Annotated in this window: 17 protein-coding genes; 8 read left to right on the plus strand and 9 right to left on the minus strand. The window is 58.5% G+C overall.

Going from position 1 to position 17,640, the window contains the following annotated elements; all coding sequences use genetic code 11:
* From AACS24_RS14270 to dtpB, 3 genes are all read left to right on the plus strand, one after another.
* A partial coding sequence (locus AACS24_RS14270) for an MFS transporter (RefSeq protein WP_108571103.1) occupies positions 1-853 on the plus strand: 853 nt, incomplete at its 5' end.
* Positions 854-871: 18 nt separating this feature from the next.
* Complete coding sequence (yidZ, locus tag AACS24_RS14275) at positions 872-1,843, plus strand: HTH-type transcriptional regulator YidZ (protein WP_108571104.1); 972 nt, start codon at positions 872-874, stop codon at positions 1,841-1,843.
* Between the two features lie 482 nt (positions 1,844-2,325).
* The gene (gene dtpB / locus AACS24_RS14280) at positions 2,326-3,831 is read left to right on the plus strand and encodes a dipeptide/tripeptide permease DtpB (RefSeq protein WP_108571105.1); all 1,506 of its coding nucleotides are present in this window, start codon (positions 2,326-2,328) and stop codon (positions 3,829-3,831) included.
* Positions 3,832-3,887: 56 nt separating this feature from the next.
* Here the strand turns inward: dtpB and ruvX are convergent, their stop codons facing one another.
* The gene (gene ruvX, locus AACS24_RS14285; RefSeq protein WP_033116074.1) at positions 3,888-4,310 is read right to left on the minus strand and encodes a Holliday junction resolvase RuvX; all 423 of its coding nucleotides are present in this window, start codon (positions 4,308-4,310) and stop codon (positions 3,888-3,890) included.
* A 38-nt stretch (positions 4,311-4,348) separates the two neighbouring features.
* A complete protein-coding gene (locus tag AACS24_RS14290) occupies positions 4,349-4,903 on the minus strand; it encodes a YqgE/AlgH family protein (RefSeq protein WP_033116102.1) in 555 nt (184 codons plus the stop codon).
* Between the two features lie 116 nt (positions 4,904-5,019).
* Between AACS24_RS14290 and AACS24_RS14295 the strand changes: the two genes are divergently transcribed.
* Positions 5,020-6,645 carry a methyl-accepting chemotaxis protein gene (locus AACS24_RS14295; RefSeq protein ID WP_108571107.1) on the plus strand — a complete coding sequence of 542 codons (1,626 nt, stop codon included), beginning with the start codon at positions 5,020-5,022 and terminating at the stop codon, positions 6,643-6,645.
* Between the two features lie 104 nt (positions 6,646-6,749).
* Here AACS24_RS14295 and gshB read toward each other — a convergent pair whose 3' ends face one another.
* The 5 genes from gshB to metK all read right to left on the minus strand — a co-directional run bounded on the left by gshB (position 6,750) and on the right by metK (position 11,214).
* Complete coding sequence (gene gshB / locus AACS24_RS14300; RefSeq protein ID WP_040098063.1) at positions 6,750-7,703, minus strand: glutathione synthase; 954 nt, start codon at positions 7,701-7,703, stop codon at positions 6,750-6,752.
* A 114-nt stretch (positions 7,704-7,817) separates the two neighbouring features.
* Entirely contained in the window at positions 7,818-8,549 is a 732-nt protein-coding gene (rsmE, locus tag AACS24_RS14305; protein ID WP_075114134.1) for a 16S rRNA (uracil(1498)-N(3))-methyltransferase, read from the minus strand.
* A 127-nt stretch (positions 8,550-8,676) separates the two neighbouring features.
* Positions 8,677-9,381, minus strand: coding sequence for an endonuclease (locus tag AACS24_RS14310; RefSeq protein WP_108571108.1), 705 nt, complete (start codon positions 9,379-9,381; stop codon positions 8,677-8,679).
* 73 nt (positions 9,382-9,454) lie between these two features.
* Positions 9,455-9,994 (minus strand): SprT family zinc-dependent metalloprotease, encoded by a 540-nt coding sequence (locus tag AACS24_RS14315; protein WP_108571109.1) that lies wholly within the window; start codon positions 9,992-9,994, stop codon positions 9,455-9,457.
* Between the two features lie 68 nt (positions 9,995-10,062).
* Positions 10,063-11,214 (minus strand): methionine adenosyltransferase, encoded by a 1,152-nt coding sequence (gene metK, locus AACS24_RS14320; RefSeq protein WP_033116068.1) that lies wholly within the window; start codon positions 11,212-11,214, stop codon positions 10,063-10,065.
* Between the two features lie 349 nt (positions 11,215-11,563).
* On the opposite strand from metK, the gene tkt reads away from it, so the two are divergent.
* Together tkt and AACS24_RS14330 are read left to right on the plus strand one after the other, a co-directional pair.
* Positions 11,564-13,555, plus strand: a complete 1,992-nt coding sequence (gene tkt, locus AACS24_RS14325; RefSeq protein WP_083593451.1) for a transketolase — start codon at positions 11,564-11,566, stop codon at positions 13,553-13,555.
* 169 nt (positions 13,556-13,724) lie between these two features.
* Entirely contained in the window at positions 13,725-14,303 is a 579-nt protein-coding gene (locus AACS24_RS14330) for a hypothetical protein (protein ID WP_108571110.1), read from the plus strand.
* Between the two features lie 165 nt (positions 14,304-14,468).
* Here the strand turns inward: AACS24_RS14330 and AACS24_RS14335 are convergent, their stop codons facing one another.
* Positions 14,469-15,734, minus strand: coding sequence for a RidA family protein (locus AACS24_RS14335; RefSeq protein ID WP_108571111.1), 1,266 nt, complete (start codon positions 15,732-15,734; stop codon positions 14,469-14,471).
* Positions 15,735-15,922: 188 nt separating this feature from the next.
* Here AACS24_RS14335 and AACS24_RS14340 point away from each other — a divergent pair, with 188 nt between their 5' ends.
* Both AACS24_RS14340 and AACS24_RS14345 read left to right on the plus strand, forming a co-directional pair.
* The gene (locus tag AACS24_RS14340) at positions 15,923-16,075 is read left to right on the plus strand and encodes a hypothetical protein (RefSeq protein ID WP_181364188.1); all 153 of its coding nucleotides are present in this window, start codon (positions 15,923-15,925) and stop codon (positions 16,073-16,075) included.
* 587 nt (positions 16,076-16,662) lie between these two features.
* The gene (locus AACS24_RS14345; protein WP_108571112.1) at positions 16,663-17,124 is read left to right on the plus strand and encodes a GNAT family N-acetyltransferase; all 462 of its coding nucleotides are present in this window, start codon (positions 16,663-16,665) and stop codon (positions 17,122-17,124) included.
* Between the two features lie 80 nt (positions 17,125-17,204).
* Here the strand turns inward: AACS24_RS14345 and AACS24_RS14350 are convergent.
* Positions 17,205-17,640, minus strand: a 436-nt coding sequence (locus AACS24_RS14350) for an anhydro-N-acetylmuramic acid kinase (protein WP_042030299.1), incomplete at its 5' end; no start/stop codon positions are given.

Here is a 17,640-nt window from a genome sequence, read left to right on the forward strand (position 1 = left end):
GCTCTATATCATGACTTTTACCGTGTTGCGGGATGTGCTGAGCGAAGAGCGGCTGGCGATGGCCCTCTCCATGATCAACGGGGTTATCTGCGTCATTCCGGTGCTGGCGCCGGTGTTGGGCTACCTTATCCTCTCCCGTTTTCAATGGCAGGGGATCTTCGTCACGATGGCACTGGTGGCGGCATTGACCGGTCTGATCAACTTCCTGCGGCTCAAGGAGACCCGGCCGGAAAACAGGCTGGGCGGTGCTAGTGGCTTGCCTGTTGCCTTGTTGCGCTCCCCGCGCTTTATGCTGATTTCGCTGCTGACCAGCACCAGCGTGACCGCCATTCTGGTCTACGTCAGTGTCTCTCCCCTGATCCTGATGCAGGAGTATGGTTTTTCACCCGAGCAGTACTCCGTCGTCATGATGGTGATGGCGGGGGTGAGCATGTCGACCTCCTTTCTGACGCCACTGCTGCTGCGCTGGTTGGGCAAGCAGAGAGTGCTGGCGCTCTCCCATCTTGCCTACCTGCTGGCGGCATGCCTTCTGCTGGGCTGCTGGTTGCGGGGCAATGATGTCGCGCTGCTGCTGGCCGGTTTTGCACTGGTCTGTGTCGGCTTCTCCTGCGGGTTCGGGGTGGCCATGGGAAAAGCGCTGGATGGCTGTCAGCATAATGTGGCCTTCGCCAGCGCGGTGCTCTGCGTCATGCAGATCAGCCTGTCCGGTCTCTATATCTGGCTGATGGGGCAGTTGGGCTTTTCCCCGCTGGCTATGCTCTTCTGCTCCCTGCTGCTGACGTTGCTCAGTTACCTGGGGGTGAAAGGGCTGGTACCATGGCTTGCTGTTCGCGAAGCGCAATCGCGGGGATAAACGGGAATGAGGAGGGATATGCGTACGCTGGTTGAGCTCGATCTGAACCTGCTGATTGTCTTCAAGCACCTGATGCAGGCGCGCAGTGTGGCTGGGGCGGCGAAAAAGCTCTGTGTCACCCCGTCGGCGGTGAGCAAGTCCCTCGCCAAGTTGCGTGAGTGGTTTGACGATCCCCTCTTTGTCCGGGTACGGCAGGGGCTGCAGCCGACCAACCTCTCCCTGACGCTGGAAGAGGAACTCAAGGTTTGGTATCAGCTGACCGACAGTATCACCTCGCTCAACAGCGAGGCGATCCCCGATGGTGCCCGTTTCAGTCTGGTGATGGAATCCCCCTTCTACATCAGCTTCCTGAGCGATCTGCCGATGACCATCTACGAAAAGTACCCCAACTCTGTGGTCAGAATGCTGGGTTGGGATCATCACTCCCTCAACGACATCGTCAACGGCGATGCCGATCTCGGTTTCTGTGCCCGGGAGACCTATTCCCGCTCCCGGGCCAAGGTCAACCGGCTGCCCTATTACATCGATCACGAAGTGCTGTTCAGCGATCGGCCAGTCGCTTTCTTGCGCAAGGATCACCCCCTGCTCCAGCAGAAGTGGTCGTTGGAGAACTTTTTGGCATGTCCCCAGGTCAGCATGGTGTGGGAAGCGAATGATACTTGGGCCCTCGACAGTTTGCTGGAGGACGAGGGGCTGAAGCGGGAGGTGCCCATCATGGTCTCCAGCTTCGAGCAGGCGCTGCATATTGCTGCCCAGTCAAGTCACGAGCTTATCGCTGTGGCGCCCTCCTACTGCGGGGGGTATGCGGCCAAGCACCATGCCAACCTCATTGCCATGCCGTTGCCACTGCCGGAGAGACTCTATCAGCAGCTGGAGATCGCTTTTATCCTGCTCTGGCACAAGCGGCACAATCAGGATGCCAAGGTAATGTGGCTGCGCAACGAGATAAGGCGGCTCTATCAGCGAGCGCCAGCCCAAGGGGCTACCTGAATTCAGCCGGCGGATCTGCGCCGGCTTTTTTGTGCCTGCCAGTTGTCCTGAGTCTGCGATGGCAGCGCAGAGAGCCATTTGCTGTCGTTCAATACACAGAATTGAAGATAAATCACGTCTCGAGTGACACTCTTCGCAAGAGAAATTGTAATCCTGTTTCATTAGAAAACATCATGAAAGTTGGATTTTAAAGTGTGATCAACCATTAAGTCAGTTGATTGCCAGTGACATAACATGCCTCACCTTGAAATAACGGGGCATACTCCCCTTATTTCTGCTCGCCACTTTGCGGTGCATCAGTGTCGCTTCTTGCCCCACTCATCACCTTGAAGATGACGAATGAAACATCTGTTGCCAGATATCGAGCGGCGGCTTGCCGGCACAGGGCAAGGTCACAGTTCGGGTGGCTTGGCAGGTATTTCATTTCATGGGCTCACCGCCATCAGATTAATAACAATAAGCAGCTATCAAGGCAGGTTACTATGCGTCCAGCAACAGCACCGACCGGGTTGTTACAACAGCCCAAACCCTTCTTCATGATATTTTTTGTCGAACTCTGGGAGCGCTTCGGTTATTACGGCGTGCAGGGGATCCTGGCAGTTTTCTTTGTACAGCAACTGGGTTTTTCCCAGGAGCAGTCGTTTATCACCTTCGGCGCCTTCTCGGCGCTGGTGTATGGCCTTATCTCGATTGGCGGTTATGTCGGCGACCATATTCTCGGTACCAAGCGCACCATGGTGCTGGGGGCTGTCGTACTGGTTATCGGCTATTTCATGACCGGCATGTCGATCTACAATCCTGACCTGATTTTCTATGCGCTCGGTACCATTGCGGTCGGCAACTGCCTGTTCAAGGCCAACCCGGCCAGTCTGCTCTCCAAATGTTATGCCCCGAAAGATCCGCGGCTGGATGGGGCATTCACCCTCTTCTACATGTCGATCAATATCGGCTCGCTTATCTCCCTGTCGCTGGCTCCGGTCATCGCCGATCACTACGGCTACACCGTCACCTACAACCTCTGCGGTGTCGGGCTGGTGATTGCGCTGCTCACCTTCTTTGCCTGCCGCAATATGGTGAAAGATATCGGCTCAGAGCCGGATCATCTGCCCCTCAACTACGGTAAGTTGCTGATGGTATTGGCTGGATCGGTGGTCATGGTCTTCTTCTGTGCCTGGTTGATGCACCACGTGGTGATCGCCAACATGGTGCTGATGACGGTGACTATCGCCGTGGTGATATTCTTCTTCCGCGAGGCGTTCAAGCTCGACACCGTGGGTCGCAACAAGATGTATGTGGCCTTCGTGCTGATGCTGGAGGCGGTGCTCTTCTATGTGCTGTACGCCCAGATGCCGACTTCACTGAACTTCTTTGCCATCAACAACATGCATCACGAGATGCTGGGCATGAGCGTCAACCCGGTCAGCTTCCAGGCGCTCAACCCCTTCTGGGTGGTGGTGGGTAGCCCGGTGCTGGCGGTGATCTATACCCGGATGGGCAGCAAGGGGCGGGATCTCACCATGCCGCTCAAATTTACCCTCGGGATGTTCTTCTGCTCGCTCGGTTTCCTGACCGCCGCTGCTTCCGGCTGGTGGTTTGCCGATGAGCAGGGGCTCACCTCGCCCTGGTTTATGGTGCTTATTTACCTGTTCCAGAGCATCGGCGAGCTGATGATCAGTGCGCTGGGGCTGGCCATGGTGGCCGCGTTGGTGCCGCAACGCCTGATGGGCTTTATCCTCGGGATGTGGTTCCTGACCCAGGCGATGGCATCGCTGCTTGGGGGTTATGTCGCCACCTTCACCGCCGTACCGCAAGGGGTAACGGATCCGCTGCTGACCTTGCCCATCTATACTGGCGTGTTTGGCAAGATCGGGATAGCGACCCTGATTATCGCCGTGGTGATGGGCCTGATGGTGCCCTGGCTGAACCGGATGATGAATGCCGCACCGCAGGAGGAAGAGGGGTTGCTGGCGCCGCAGTCACAGGCGTGACGGGGAGATAGATGCAAACAAGGCAGGGGCACAGCCCCTGCCTTGTTGTTTATGGCTTAGTTGTACTGCTCTTCCATCCAGGCTTCGACGATCAGCTGCGCCGATACGCCGTCCACGCTGCCCTTCTCCAGAGCTCGATATCCACCCTGTTCGAAGAGGCGGGCGCGGGCGTCCGTGGTGGTGAGTCGCTCATCCTTGAACTCGACCGGTTTGCCGAAGCGGCCGTGCAGGCGGTTGCCGAACTTGCGGGCACGAACCGTGATCTCCTGATCGGTGCCATCCATGTTCAGGGGCAGGCCGACAATGAGCAAGTCCGGTTGCCACTCCTTGAGCAGCTTCTCGATTTCGTCCCAGTTGGGGATGCCGTCATTGGCCTTGAGGGCGCGCAAGGGGCGGGCAGTGCCGGTCAGCTCCTGGCCGATGGCAACGCCAATGCTCTTGGTGCCGTAGTCAAAGCCCATGATGCTGCGTGATGACATGAAAAAATCCTCGAAATAAAACGGGGTTCGCCAGCGGCTCAGCTGTGGCCGACGTCGCTGGATAAGTGGATCGGGTTAACCCCTATGCTGGCGGCCGCTTGCTGCCAACGCTTGTGGATGGGGGTTTTGAAGATAAGGTCAGGATTGGGCGGGATCACCAGCCAGGCGCCATCAACCAGCTCCTGTTCCAGCTGTCCGGCACTCCAGCCAGCGTAGCCAAGCGCCACCAGCCAGTGATCGGGAGCCTCACTCGTACCCAGGGTCTCCAGTATATCCTTTGAAGTAGTCACCATCATTTCGTCCCCAACCTGCAGGGTAGAGCCGAAACCGGGGCGGAAGCTGTGCAGTACAAAGCCACGATCGGCGTGCACCGGCCCCCCTTGAACTACCGGCTGCTTGAGTTCCGCAACGGTCGGGGGCGTGAGCTTGAGCTGGGTCAGCATGGCCTCAACGGACATGTCGACCGGGATGTTGACGACCAGCCCCATTGCGCCCTCTTCGTTGTGTTCGCACAAGTAGACCAGCGAACGCTCGAAGTAGGGGTCCGAGAGGCTTGGCATAGCAAGAAGAAAGTGATTTTGCAGTGTTTGCATATGGGCCAGATATTGCAAAGGTATTTGCGGCAATTATGGCAGCTCGACTCTGTGGGCAAAACCGCTTTTTATCGAAGGCGCGCAGGCTCGCTATTTATCCGGGTAGGGAGAAAACCATGGAAGGGATTTCAATCAGGCAGAAGTTGATCCTGGGTTGCGTGGTGCCTCTGCTGGCACTGTTGGCCTTGTTGGTGGGGGCAACCCAGGCGATGTCCCAGCTGATGGCGGGCGTGAACGCCATGTATCAGGGGGAGGTGGTGCAACTGAAGGAGCTCAAGCACATTGCCGATCTCTACGCCGTCAACGTCATTGATGCCACCAACAAGGCCAATGTGGGCGGTTTTACGCCGGAGAAGGCGAAAGCGGCCATCATGCAGGCTCAGCACGATGTTACCCAGGGCTGGCAGAATTACCGCAACATGGCGATGAATCAGGGGGAGACGCAGGAGGCGGATCGGGTTCAGATGCTCTTCGCTGCGGCCGATCAGCAGATTGCCGCCGTGTTGCAGGTGCTTGATGGCGGGCCGGATGAGGTACGTGCTCACCTTGGTGCCCGGATCATGCCCCTCTATGGCGCGATCGATCCCCTCAGTGATGCGGTCAGCGGTCTGGTGCAGTATCAGCTGACCGCAGCCGAACAGAGCATGACCGAGCTGACCCAGCTCAAGGATCGCCTCTTCCAGCTCTTTCTCCTGCTGTTTCTGAGCGGGGGCGGTTGCGTGCTCTTCTTCGGAATGTGGACCGGTCGCAGCGTGAGCCAGCCGCTGGCGGCCATGAGTCAGGTGCTGCGTGGTATGCAGACCGATCTTGATTTGAGCCAGCAGGCACCTGTGCTGCGCAAGGACGAGATGGGGTCGCTGGCCAATTCCCTTAACGACGTGATCCGCCATTTTCGCAATTTGCTGAACCAGATCAACGAGATGGCCGAGCATCTGGCCAGAGAGTCGGCCCGTCTTGCCCATATTGGGGTCGAGAGCCGCCAGCGCTTTGCCCAGCAGCAGGCCGAGACTGATCAGAGCGCGACGGCCATGAACCAGATGAGCGCGACGGTGGCCGAGGTGGCCAACAGCTCGTCCGGGGCGGCCGACGCGGCCAGAGTGGCTGACCAGAGTGCCCGCCACGGTCATGAGGTGGTGGAAGATGCCATCCAGCACATGTCCTCCCTCTCTTCCCATATCCAGACCACGGCGGCGATGATCACCCAGCTGGCCGACGACAGCCGCGATATCAGCAGCGTGATGGATGCCATTCGCGGCATTGCCGAGCAGACCAACCTGCTGGCGCTCAATGCCGCCATCGAAGCGGCGCGGGCAGGGGATCAGGGGCGCGGTTTTGCGGTGGTGGCGGATGAGGTGCGCACGCTTTCCCAACGCACCCAGCGCTCGACCGAAGAGATTGGCAAGACCATCGTCAAGCTGCAGCAGGGGGCGAGCGAGGCCGCCAACAGCATGATGCACGGGCTGGAGCAGGTCGAGGAGTCCAACCGCACCGTGCTTGCCTGTGGCAAGGCGCTTGGCGAGATCGTCACCTCGGTGGAGATGATCAACGAACTCAATACCCATATCGCCACCGCCGCCGAGGAGCAGAGCAAGGTGGCTGAGGATATCACCCGCAACGTGGTCAATATCGCCCAGATAGCGACCGAGTCGACGGCGGCCGCCTCCGAGATGAACCAGAGTTGTCACGAGCTGGAGCAGCTATCGAGCGATCTCAAGCTGAAGGTGGGGCAGTTCCGCTGTTAAGCCTTCATACCAATGAGCAAGGCATGAAATAGAAGAGGCGGCCCCGGGGCCGCCTCTTTGCATTATCGCTCGCTACAGCGAGCAGCAATTTAACTGTGGCTGGCTCAGGCCTTGGCCAGCCGACGCTCGATGGCATCCATCAGCATGCCGGTGATGTGCACATCGAAGGCCGCTTCAATCTCGCGAATGCAGGTCGGGCTGGTGACGTTAATCTCGGTCAGGCGATCGCCGATGATGTCGAGGCCGACGAAGATTAGCCCTTTCTCTTTCAACGTCGGGCCCACCGCGCGGGCGATGGCCCAGTCGGCTTCGCTCAGGGGACGTGCTTCACCACGGCCACCGGCCGCCAGATTGCCACGGGTCTCACCCTGCGCCGGAATGCGGGCGAGGCAGTAGGGAACCGGTTCACCGTCCACCACCAGCACCCGCTTGTCGCCATCCTTGATGGCGGGCAGATAGGTCTGCGCCATGCAGTACTGGCTGCCGTGGGCGGTCAGGGTTTCGATTATAACCCCGACGTTGGCGTCATCTTCCTTCATGCGGAAGATGGAGGCGCCGCCCATGCCGTCCAGCGGTTTGAGGATCACGTCTTTGTGCTTCGCGTGGAAGGCGCGCAGCTTGTCGGCGCGGCGGGTCACCAGCGTGGTCGGGGTGTGCTCGGCAAACCAGGCGGTGTAGAGCTTTTCGTTGGCGTCGCGCAGGCTCTGCGGTTTGTTGACGATAAGGCAACCCTCATCCTCGGCCCGCTCCAGCATGTAGGTGGCGTAGATAAATTCGGTGTCGAACGGCGGATCCTTGCGCATCAGGATCACATCGAGGTTGGAGAGGGGCTGATCCACCACCTCACCCAGGGTATACCAGTCGGCATAGTCATATTTGACGGTGAGCGGGCGCATGGTACCAAAGGCGCGACCGGCTTCCATGTAGAGATCCTTCATCTCCAGATAGAAGAGCTCATAGCCGCGCTTTTGCGCCTCTTCGAGCATGGCAAAGCTGGAATCTTTCTTGATGTTGATGGCCGAGATGGGGTCCATCACGATGCCGAGTTTAATGGTCATCCGCTGTTCCTTCTTAATGGCTCGATAGGGTTGTAGGGTCGATTAGCGCAGCGTAATCGGCCGCTTGAGGCTGCATCGATGCAGCCATGGGGCTGATTGATGCGGCCGATAGTATCAAGCGAGATCGCCGAAGCGGCACTGCAGCGCAGTAATCGCAGTCAGGGCAGCAGTTTCGGTGCGCAGCACCCGCGGCCCCAGCAGCATCTCTTTGAAATCTTCCTGCACGGTACGGGCGATCTCGTCGCTCGACAATCCCCCTTCCGGGCCAATCAGCAGGCGCACGCCATGCTCGGGAACGGGCAGGGTGTTGATGCTGTACTCAGCGCGCGGGTGCAGGTTGAGCTTGAGCTCTTTGGTCTCTTCCGCCAGCCAGGCGTCCAGCTCCATCGGCATGCGCACCTCTGGCACCACGTTGCGGCCGCACTGTTCGCAGGCGCTGATCACCACCTTCTGCCACTGCTCGCGCTTCTTCTCCAGCCGATCGGCCGGCAGCTTAACGCCGCAGCGTTCGGAGAAGAGCGGGGTGATGCAGGTGACGCCCAGCTCCACCGATTTCTGGATGGTGAAGTCCATCTTGTCGCCACGGCTGATCACCTGACCCAGATGAATGGCGAAGGGGGATTCCACCGATTGGGCATCGCAGCGGTCGATGGTCACTTCCACCGACTTTTTGCCAACGCTGGCGATGGTGGCGGGATATTGATTGCCATCGCCGTTGAACAGCTCGAGCTGCTGGCCCGGCTGCATGCGCAGTACCCGGCCGATATGGTTGGCGCCGTCTTCCGACAGGGCGATGGTCTGGCCAACTTGCAGGGTGGCCGGTTCATAGATACGTGGAATGCGCATGGCTGCTTGTCAATCTCTTGCTTGGAAACCCTTCATATCCTGCTGCGAGGCGGTGAGCAAGGCTCACGCGGCAGTAGGGAAGGGCTTCATGATAAGAGGGGGCGATCCCCTCTCTGGTCAAATGGGGTTATTGGCACTGCTTTTCAATAAAGGGATTGGTATTGCCCTGCAGCGTGCCGATGCGGCGGTTGCGCTCGCACTCCCAGCCCTCTGCCGGGTATTGGCGATCCCAAGCTTCGAACAGTTTACGCTGTTGCGCAGCCAGACGCAGCCCATACTGCTCGCTCATGTAGAGGTAGGCGCGGGCGATCTGGCCGCGTACCGGCCCCTTGGGCGGCTGCACCCGACGCTCCTTGAAATCCACCAGCATCTGGCACTGGCCGTACTGATCCGGCTTGCCGTTCCAGTCAGAGAAGCGGTAGTTGGCGCGATCGCCGTTCACTTCTCCGATGGCGGGGAAGAGGTTGTGCATGTCCCCCTCCATCTTGTTGAACTCCGGGCTCACCTTCTCGCAATTCTTGCGACCGCCATCCTGCCAGCACTGCAGCTGATGGCCGAACTCCCAGGCGGGCACCACGTGCTCCCACTCGATGCGGGCGGCGCGTTTGGGCTGCTTGCGCGGCTCGTAACCGCAGCTGGCGAGATCCGGGCTCATTTTCTTGCCCTGATAGTTGATGTCGCAGCCGCAGTAGAAGGTGGTGGCATTGGGCTGGCTGCGGTAGAGCTTCACCAGATCCTGCTTGGCTTCGCGAAAGGTCTGGGCGTGCAGGGGGGCGCTGAGCAGCGGCAAACCGGCCAGCAGGGTCAGGGCGAGGGAGGAGATGAAACGCATGGGATTCCTTGCAAACGGGATGATTGACGAACGATGGCGGGCACCCTACCACAAGAGCGCGACACTGGCTGGCTTACTGTTCGGGCTCCGGCCGTTCCCGCACCAGCGGCTGCTTGCAGCGGCGGCAGTGATAGCGGGCCTCACCGCGCACCACCTTGTTGTGGCGGCGTACCGACAGCTGATGCTGCTGACAGAGGCAGCGATAGGGCACGGTGCGCTGGGCCAGAACTGCGAGATCGAAGCTGTGGGTGGTTCTGGGCTCGAGGCCGAACACCTCCCGCATCACCGATTGCCACTGGCGGCCGTGGGGCAGCACCCGCGATCTGCCGCGTCCTTCCCCCCACAGGGCATAGACCAGCAGATGGGCCACCTCGTGGGGCACCACCTCGGCCAGAAACGCCTGCTGGTTGGCCTGACAGAGGGCGGGATTGAAGCGCAGCTCCCAGGTTTGCAGCCGCGCCGATCCTGCCGCTCGACCGCGCATGTTGCAATGGACTTGCGGGCGGGGGAAGGTGCGGCCAAGGCGCGCTTCGGCCTGTGCAAAGCAGGCGTCGACGCGCGCGAGCAGCTGTTGATGCAGGGCGGGATCAAGGCGGGTAGCGGTGGCAGACATCGGGTTCTCGTCAAATGGCGGATAAGCAAAAGGGGAGCCAGGCTCCCCTTTTATCACAACCGTGAACCTTACAGGCCAGCGGCAGAGCGCAGCAATTCAGCTTTGTCGGTCTGCTCCCACGGGAACTCGTTGCGACCGAAGTGACCGTAGGCAGCAGTGGCTTGGTAGATCGGGCGCTTCAGATCCAGCATCTGGATCAGGCCGTACGGGCGCAGTTCGAAGTGCTCGCGTACCAGCTTGACCAGCAGATCCTCGGCGACCTTGGCGGTACCGAAGGTTTCAACGCTGATGGAGGTCGGCTCGGCCACGCCGATGGCGTAGGAGATCTGGATTTCACAGCGATCGGCCAGACCGGCGGCAACGATGTTTTTGGCAACGTAGCGGGCGGCGTAGGCTGCGGAACGGTCAACCTTGGAAGGATCCTTACCGGAGAAGGCGCCACCACCGTGACGGGCCATGCCGCCGTAGGTGTCGACGATGATCTTGCGACCGGTCAGACCGCAGTCACCCATCGGGCCGCCGATAACGAAACGGCCGGTCGGGTTGATGAAGTATTTGGTGTCCTTGTTGACCCATTCGGCCGGCAGCACCGGCTTGATGATCTCTTCGCGTACCGCTTCAACCAGATCTTTGTGGCTGATGGATTCGGCGTGCTGGGTAGACAGTACCACGGCATCCACACCGATGATCTTGCCTGCGTCGTCGTAGGCGAAGGTCAGCTGGCTCTTGGCATCCGGACGCAGCCACGGCAGGGTGCCGTTCTTGCGCACTTCCGCCTGACGCTTCACCAGCAGGTGAGAGTAGGTGATGGGGGCCGGCATCAGCACGTCGGTTTCGTTGGTGGCGTAGCCGAACATCAGGCCCTGGTCGCCAGCACCCTGCTCCAGCGGATCGCTGCGGTCAACGCCCTGGTTGATGTCCGGGGACTGCTTGCCGATGGCGTTCAGCACGGCGCAGGAGTCGGCATCGAAGCCCATGTCGGAGTGGGTGTAGCCGATTTCACGTACGGTATCACGCACGATCTCTTCGATATCAACCCAGGCAGATGTGGTTACTTCACCAGCCACCATGACCATACCGGTCTTGACCAGGGTCTCGCAGGCAACGCGTGCCTTGGTATCTTGCTTGAGGATGGCGTCCAGTACCGCATCGGAGATCTGGTCCGCAATCTTGTCGGGATGGCCTTCGGAGACCGACTCGGAAGTAAACAGCTTTGCCATGATAAGAGTCTCAGCTTGTCTGGGTTATCGCCACGGCAATAACCGGATGAATAGGATGGTGTAGAGGTATCTACATCTGGACGTCTATTTTAGTTAGCGCCCCCCCCGATTGCCAGCACTATTTTGTCGCGGTGTCGCAAGAAGGCCACTATTGGCTCCTTACTATCCCCAAGGGGATGGAAATCAAACGTTTGCGGTTGTTCTGTTTGGTCAAACGTTGCCAAGAAAAGCGATTGTCCTCCCAAAGCCACTTTATTCGTCCAGATAATATTTGCACGCCGCGCGCCCTGCTGGGACAATAACGCGCCTTAATCTTGGCCATCAAATGAAGCAATCGCAGGAGATACAGATGCCTTCTCGTAAAGAGCTTGCCAATGCCGTTCGCGCATTGAGTATGGATGCCGTTCAAAAAGCCAACTCCGGTCACCCGGGCGCCCCCATGGGAATGGCGGATATCGCCGAAGTATTGTGGCGCAGCCACCTCAGACATAACCCGAACAACCCCAAGTGGGCCGACCGCGACCGTTTCATCCTCTCCAACGGCCACGGCTCCATGCTGCTGTACTCCCTGCTGCACCTCTCCGGTTATGACCTCTCCATCGACGATCTGAAAAACTTCCGCCAGCTGCACTCTCGCACCCCGGGTCACCCGGAGTACGGTTACGCGCCGGGCGTTGAAACCACCACTGGCCCGCTGGGTCAGGGCATCACCAACGCCGTGGGTATGGCGATCGCCGAGAAGGCCATGGCTGACCAGTTCAACCAGCCGGGTCACGACATCGTTGACCACTACACCTACGCCTTCATGGGCGACGGCTGCCTGATGGAAGGTATCTCCCACGAGGCTTGCTCTCTGGCCGGTACCCTGCAACTGGGCAAACTGATCGCGTTCTGGGATGACAACGGCATCTCCATCGACGGTCACGTAGAAGGCTGGTTCACCGACGACACCGTCAAGCGTTTCGAAGCCTACGGCTGGCACGTTATCCCGGCTGTTGACGGCCATAACCCGGAAGCGATCAACGCTGCCATCGAAGCCGCCAAGGCCGAGACCGGCAAGCCGACCCTGATCTGCTGCCGCACCATCATCGGTTACGGTTCTCCGAACAAATCCGGTTCTCACGACTGCCACGGCTCACCGCTGGGCAACGACGAGATCGCCGCGGCTCGCGCGTTCCTGAAGTGGGATCACGCACCGTTTGTTATCCCGGCCGACATCGCTGCCGAGTGGAACGGTCAGGAGAAGGGCGCCAAACTGGAAGCCGACTGGGCTGCCAAATTCGCTGCCTATGAAGCCGCTCACCCGACTCTGGCTGCCGAATTCAAGCGCCGCACCGCTGGCGAACTGCCGGCCAACTGGGCTGCTGAATCCGCCAAGATCATCGAAACCCTGCAAGCCAACCCGGCCAAGATCGCAACCCGTAAAGCGTCCCAAAACGCACTGGAAGCGTTCGGCAAGTTGCTGCCGGAATTCATGGGCGGCTCCGCTGACCTGGCTCCGTCCAACCTGACCATGTGGTCCGGTTCCAAGTCCCTGACCAACGACGATGCCTCCGGCAACTACATCCACTACGGTGTACGCGAGTTCGGCATGTCCGCCATCATGAACGGTATCGCCCTGCACGGTGGTTTCATCCCCTACGGCGCGACCTTCCTGATGTTCATGGAGTATGCCCGTAACGCCCTGCGTATGGCCGCCCTGATGAAGCAGCGTTCCATCTTCGTTTACACCCACGACTCCATCGGTCTGGGTGAAGATGGCCCGACTCACCAGCCGGTTGAGCAGATCGCCTCCCTGCGTCTGACTCCGAACATGAGCACCTGGCGTCCGTGTGACCAGGTTGAATCTGCCATCGCCTGGAAACACGCCATCGAGCGTACCGACGGCCCGACCTCTCTGATCTTCTCTCGTCAGAACCTGGCCCAGATGGACCGTACTGCCCAGCAGCTGGCCGACACCGCCAAGGGTGGCTACGTGCTGAAGGATTGTGCCGGTACTCCGGAGCTGATCCTGATCGCCACCGGTTCCGAAGTGGAACTGGCCGTTGCCGCCTATGAGCAGCTGACTGCCAAGGGCCGTGCCGTGCGCGTGGTCTCTCTGCCGTCTACCGACGTGTTCGACGCCCAGTCTGCCGAGTACAAGGAGTCCGTCCTGCCGTCCTCCGTCACCAAGCGTGTGGCCATCGAAGCCGGCATCGCCGACTACTGGTACAAGTACGTTGGTTTCGGCGGCAAGATCATCGGTATGACCACCTTCGGTGAGTCTGCACCGGCCGAGCTGCTGTTCAAGGAATTCGGCTTTACCGTGGAAAACGTGGTTGCGACCGCAGAGTCCCTGTAATAGCTGACAATTGGGTCGCTCTGACCCAATAGTTGGAAAATAAAATGCCCCCCATCGCAAGATGGGGGGCATTTTTTATGGTTTGAAATATAAAATATAAAATTTGTTATAGTTGCTTATATAGTGAGTTATTCTTCAATATAAATTTCAATTGTTCGGAGATATAGTCATGGATGCATGGGAGAAGCTAACAGATCCAACGAAGTTGCGAGAGAACTTGATGAGTGCCTCTGTATATATTTCATCATATGAAATGTGTAGAGATTTTATTATATCAAAACCAAGAGACTTTTTTACTGATAGCTGGGGAATCAATGGTGAGACTCTGAGTGAGGAATATTCCAAGGATGTTATGTCTTTTGGCCGAAGCCCTCTTAAAGCATCATTGTTATGGTTCAAAGAACAAGGAGCTATAAGTGACATCGATATAGAGAATTTTGAAAAAGCAATAGCACATCGTAATGAAATTGCACATAACTTACCTAAATTCATATCAGAGCCAGATTATGAGGTTGATGTAGGCATTTTTAATACAATGCTTGAGGTTACAAATAAAATTGGTGTCTTTTGGGTCATGAATTATGAACTGTCAATCCACCCAGATTATTCAGGACAAGAAATAGATGAAAAAGGAATTCAAGTTGGAACCATTATGATGATCAAAATGATGATGCAGATCGCATTTGGTCAAGAGCCTGAAGAAGGCTATTATTATAATGAAATTAAAAAGGCAATAGATAAAAAATAAGCATTAAAAATTATTTTCTGTAGATTTGATTAGCCCGTAGGTTCGATTAGCGAAGCGTAATCGAACGTTCGCGTTCTTTAAGACGATCCCATAAAAATAATATCCCTTCCTGTTACCTAAAAAGAGACCGGCATATAGCCGGTCTCTTTTTTATTTCCGCAATCCTTACGCCTGCGGCGGGGTACTTTCCGCGTTGGACATCACCGCATCCATCTGGATTCGTGCGCCGGCGGGCAGCTCGCGCACCGCGATCACGGTGCGGGCCGGCAGGTAGGCCGGGAAGTATTTGGTATAGATGGCATCCACCTCGGCCAGATCCGCGATATTGGCGAGCTGGATATTGACCTTGACGATATCGTCCATCACATGGCCGATGCTCTCCACAATCGCCTTGATATGGCTGAGGCACTGGGCGGTCTGCTCCCGCACGCAACCGGTCAGGATCTTGCCGGTGGCCAGATCAACCGGCAGCTGACCGGCGATATGGTTGTAGTGGGAGAAGGCGACGGTCTGGGTGTGCAAGGGGCTGCGCGGTGCCTTGTCGGTATTGCGCGGGCGGATCACCAGATTGTGTCTGTCTTCCACCAGTTGCGGCGGGGTGCCGTCACCGTGGGAGATGACCGCATCCATCTGCACCAGCGCACCCATGGGCAGGGCGGAGGCGGCAATCACGCTGCGGGCCGGCATATAGGCAGCGGCACGGGCAATGGCTGAGTCGGGGAAGAAGGTGGTGTAGACCTCGTTGACGGCATCCAGATCGGCCAGATTGGTCAGATAGACGGTCACCTTGACGATATCGTCGAAGGGCACGTCGATCCCCTCCAGCACCGCCTTGATGTTGTGCAGACACTGGGCCGCCTGCTCGCGAATGCCGCCGCCAATCAGGGCGCCGGATGCAGGCTCAACCGGCAGCTGGGCGCCGATATTGTTGTAGTGGGAGAAGGCGACGGTCTGGGTGGAGAGCGAGTCCTGCGGCGCACGGGCGCTGTTGCGGGCGAGCTTCACCAGCGGGCAGGGCGCCTGCGGGAAGGTGCCTTCGCCGTTGGAGATGAGCGCATCCATCTGTACTTTGGCATGCAGCGGCAGGCCAGCTACGGCCAGCACGGTGCGGGTCGGCAGGTTGCGCGGGAAGAACTCGCGATAGACCTCGTTGACTGCCTCGAGGTCGGCCATCTCTTGCAGGAAGAGGGTCACTTTCACCACGTCGTCCATCACATGGTCGATGCTCTCGACGATGGCCTTGATATTGGTGAGGCACTGTCTGGCCTGCGCCTTGATATCACCCTCGATCAGGGCGCCGCTCTTCGGGTCGACCGGCAGCTGGGCGGAGATATTGTTGTAGTGGGAGAAGGCCACGCTCTGGGTATAGGGACCGATATGCTGCGGAGCATTGGGGGTATTGCGGGCCGACTTGATAATAGTGCCACTCATTGGGATACACCTCGTTGTAATCATCGTTATTGGGGTCAGGGGTTCCTCCCGCCAGCGACAAAAAATGTGGGCAGAGCGCGGCGATATAGCGCGCCCGGCAACCATTGCGGCACCAGAGGGGGAGAGGGTTCAGACAAGCGCGATTCTATGAACCGCAAAATAGCGATGCAAACCGGGATCGCGTTTCTATGAGATGGCTCAACGCCCTGAAATATATCTCTGGTGCGGATCAATTCAGGGGCAATAAGAGGTATCTGGCAGCCATTTTTAGCGGCCTGCCGCGCGATGCCCGCGCCGACGGTATTGGCGCCAAAAATATGCACGGCTGGCACTCAGGATAATTGTCAATTATTCAGGCTCGCTGGCAGCTCATTCATTTTTCGGTGCATAAATATCTGTTTTTGATTTTTTATAAGCACTATCTGGCAGAGCAAAAATATGGTAGCTGCGTGATATTCAGCCCCCTGCAAAGATGTAACGGGAATATAATTCAGCGCTTTTGCATGGGGCTGGTGAAAAGGCTTTCCGGATCTCCCATGGCACGCCGTTGCAAGGAGCTTACCGCATCAGCCTTATGCCATTAATTTTCAGCGGCGCCGAGCCGGGCAAACGGGCTCGTTCAGACTCCCTTCACCCCTGCATGTCAGGATCGGCCACCTGCCCTGACCGCGGTTTCCCGACCGGTTGTTGTCAGAGCTCCCCGCTATTTTTGCACCAGTGAAGCGGTGCTTCTGTTCTTTGTTACTCAGGTGAAACAATTGGGGCCTGCCATCGGGCGCACAACCCAGTGTTGCTGTGGCAGGCGACCCCTCCGGTTTTGCCCGTGATGACGGTACAGCGTTATGACTGTGCAGCGTTAAGACAGTGCAAAGAGAGGAGAGGGCTTATTTAGCGCGGCCAGCGGGCCGGATACAACGGAAGGATGTAGATGATCAGGATCGAGAAGATCGATGCCTCGAACTGCTTCGAGGTGTGCGAGCTGACAACCAACAAGGACGGGGTGGGCACCCTGTTCGAGCAGTATCTCTGCTGCAATGCCATCTCGCTGGTAGAGGCGGCCTACTTCCCGGGCTTTGAGCCCAGAGCGATTTATCGCGGGGAGGAGCTGGTGGGCTTCGTCATGTACAAGGGGTGTGACGCGCCGGGCGACATGGTCGAGATCTTCCGCTTTATGCTGGATGCCCGCTTTATGGGGCAGGGGCTGGGGCGGCAGGTCTTTGGCGAGCTGCTGGCCCACTTTGGCCGCGAGGGGTATCGGGAGGTGCTGCTGATGATCGACGAGGATAACCGGATTGCCAAAGAGTTATACGCCTCGTTCGGTTTTCGCTTTACCGGCAAGATCGAGAAGGATGAGCACTACTACAGCCTCAATATCGAGGTGTTGGGTTAACAGGCATGGGTGAATCGAAGAGGGAAATAAGCCTGCCAGCCGCGGGCTGACAGGCGTTAGCAAGGCCGGGTATGGGCCCGTCAGCCCGCCGGATAGAGGGCGCCGAGTACCGCCGGACGGCTGGCGCCGGTGACGGCGGGCAGGTTGCCGGGTTTGCGCTTGATAAAGCGCTCCGCCAGCCAGGCAAAGGCAGCCCCTTCCATCCAGTCGGGAGCAATCCCCAGCTCGGCGGTGTTGGCGATGCGCCAGCCGGGCAGCAGGCTGGCCAGCTCCGCCAGCAGCGGGGTGTTGTAGGCACCGCCGCCGCAGACAAAGAGCTCGGTCTTGGGTTGGCTGGCCCCGAACGCCTCGGGAGTCGCAGGCAGCTGGCGGGCGATGCTGTGGCAGGTGAGCGCCTGCAGGGTGCGCTGCACGTCCGCCGGAGCATAGGGGCGGCCTGCCAGCTCACCATCAAGCCACGCCAGGGTGAACATCTCCCGCCCGGTGCTCTTGGGGTGGGGGGCGGCGAAGTAGGGG

The organism is Aeromonas sp. HMWF016 (genome assembly GCF_963878195.1).
In the GTDB taxonomy this organism is placed as follows: domain Bacteria; phylum Pseudomonadota; class Gammaproteobacteria; order Enterobacterales; family Aeromonadaceae; genus Aeromonas; species Aeromonas lacus.

Bases quoted from the DNA above. Each gene is read 5' to 3' on its own strand.
- yidZ (WP_108571104.1), top strand. From the start codon at position 872: ATGCGTACGCTGGTTGAGCTCGATCTGAACCTGCTGATTGTCTTCAAG.
- dtpB (WP_108571105.1), top strand. From the start codon at position 2,326: ATGCGTCCAGCAACAGCACCGACCGGGTTGTTACAACAGCCCAAACCC.
- ruvX (WP_033116074.1), bottom strand. From the start codon at position 4,310: ATGTCATCACGCAGCATCATGGGCTTTGACTACGGCACCAAGAGCATT.
- AACS24_RS14290 (WP_033116102.1), bottom strand. From the start codon at position 4,903: ATGCAAACACTGCAAAATCACTTTCTTCTTGCTATGCCAAGCCTCTCG.
- AACS24_RS14295 (WP_108571107.1), top strand. From the start codon at position 5,020: ATGGAAGGGATTTCAATCAGGCAGAAGTTGATCCTGGGTTGCGTGGTG.
- gshB (WP_040098063.1), bottom strand. From the start codon at position 7,703: ATGACCATTAAACTCGGCATCGTGATGGACCCCATCTCGGCCATCAAC.
- rsmE (WP_075114134.1), bottom strand. From the start codon at position 8,549: ATGCGCATTCCACGTATCTATGAACCGGCCACCCTGCAAGTTGGCCAG.
- AACS24_RS14310 (WP_108571108.1), bottom strand. From the start codon at position 9,381: ATGCGTTTCATCTCCTCCCTCGCCCTGACCCTGCTGGCCGGTTTGCCG.
- AACS24_RS14315 (WP_108571109.1), bottom strand. From the start codon at position 9,994: ATGTCTGCCACCGCTACCCGCCTTGATCCCGCCCTGCATCAACAGCTG.
- metK (WP_033116068.1), bottom strand. From the start codon at position 11,214: ATGGCAAAGCTGTTTACTTCCGAGTCGGTCTCCGAAGGCCATCCCGAC.
- tkt (WP_083593451.1), top strand. From the start codon at position 11,564: ATGCCTTCTCGTAAAGAGCTTGCCAATGCCGTTCGCGCATTGAGTATG.
- AACS24_RS14330 (WP_108571110.1), top strand. From the start codon at position 13,725: ATGGATGCATGGGAGAAGCTAACAGATCCAACGAAGTTGCGAGAGAAC.
- AACS24_RS14335 (WP_108571111.1), bottom strand. From the start codon at position 15,734: ATGAGTGGCACTATTATCAAGTCGGCCCGCAATACCCCCAATGCTCCG.
- AACS24_RS14340 (WP_181364188.1), top strand. From the start codon at position 15,923: ATGAGATGGCTCAACGCCCTGAAATATATCTCTGGTGCGGATCAATTC.
- AACS24_RS14345 (WP_108571112.1), top strand. From the start codon at position 16,663: ATGATCAGGATCGAGAAGATCGATGCCTCGAACTGCTTCGAGGTGTGC.